1 protein-coding gene is annotated in these 1,095 nt (G+C 63.3%); it reads right to left on the bottom strand.

Annotated features, from left to right (window positions below; translation table 11 throughout):
* Positions 1 to 887: 887 nt before the first annotated feature.
* The coding region (locus P4L78_RS04510; protein WP_309327097.1) for a hypothetical protein at positions 888 to 1,095 on the bottom strand (208 nt) is incomplete at its 5' end.

Below are 1,095 nucleotides of genomic sequence, written 5' to 3'. Positions count from 1 at the left end.
CTGCGAGGCAGGAGAGCATCAGCACGACAAGCACAGGTGCACTCGCGCTGGCATTCTCAGCGAGGGCTCACCGCAGGCAAGCAACAAAGCAGCTCCACCGGTGTGCGAGTGGAGAGCTTCAGGCGAAGCAACGACCAGCAGCGGCATGCCGATGTCCACCCGACGGCGCGCGGACGAATCGCAAGGCGAGCGGCCGCGTGAAGAATGGCAAGCTGGCGCCTCGTTCGAAACCGTGACAGACGAGAGAAGCTCTGCGGCAGCTCCAACAGCAGCAAGGTGATAGCTCTGGCTACCCACATGGGCGCTTCGAAGAAGTGCGGTGCCCCCCAGGCGCTCATGAGCGGTAGACTGCAGACCTTACGCATGAGATTCATACACCAGCACCGCTTCAAAGCACCGCCTGTTTTGCGCTGCTGCCTGCCTCAGTACCCTGCTCAGCCTGCAAGTCCCAGCCGGGAAGCGATGCCTGCAAGCGACGCCGATCAGCGGAGCTGTCGATGCGAAGGCCAAGCCAGCTCAGCCAGCAAGCAGAGCTCGCAAGTGCAGCCGATCAGCGACGCCAGCGAGTGCAGCCAATCAGCCACACCCGCTGGCGTGCGATAACCAGACGCTGCCTCGAGTTCAGCGCTGCATACGAACTCGGTCAAGCAGCAACGCTCATCGGCCGTGCCCTCCAAGCGTGGCCCCTTTGCCGCGCCGCCCGAGCCGTCAGCGCGGCCGACAAGCCACACCAGTCGGCAAGGCATGCATGGTGGCCAGTAGGCAAGGCATGGGGATCGAGCAAGGATCGAAATGTTGAAAGGTACTTGCGAATGTTCTGTCGCACGAGCTGGGAACATGAGCGAGCCGGCGGTGCAGCCGGACCGACGGGCAAGCCGAGGCGCAGTTCAGGAAGCCAACCGATAAGAGGCATCGCCGACAGCGTTGGTACCAGCGGCAAAGCCAATAGGATGTTCATCAGCGGCGCCTGTCGGCAAAGCGTGCGGCCGGTTATCTGCCGCTGCTCCACTCGCCCATCTCCACCCCTGTTCGAGCTGCGGACTGGACTGGTCACTCCGCGTGCCGCTCGACGACACGTCAGCCGAACATACCGCG

It is taken from the genome of Silvimonas sp. (assembly GCF_031291215.1).
In the GTDB taxonomy this organism is placed as follows: domain Bacteria; phylum Pseudomonadota; class Gammaproteobacteria; order Burkholderiales; family Chitinibacteraceae; genus Silvimonas; species Silvimonas soli.
Note: the sequence above shows the minus strand (reverse complement) of the source record. Positions and strands in the feature narration are given on the sequence as shown.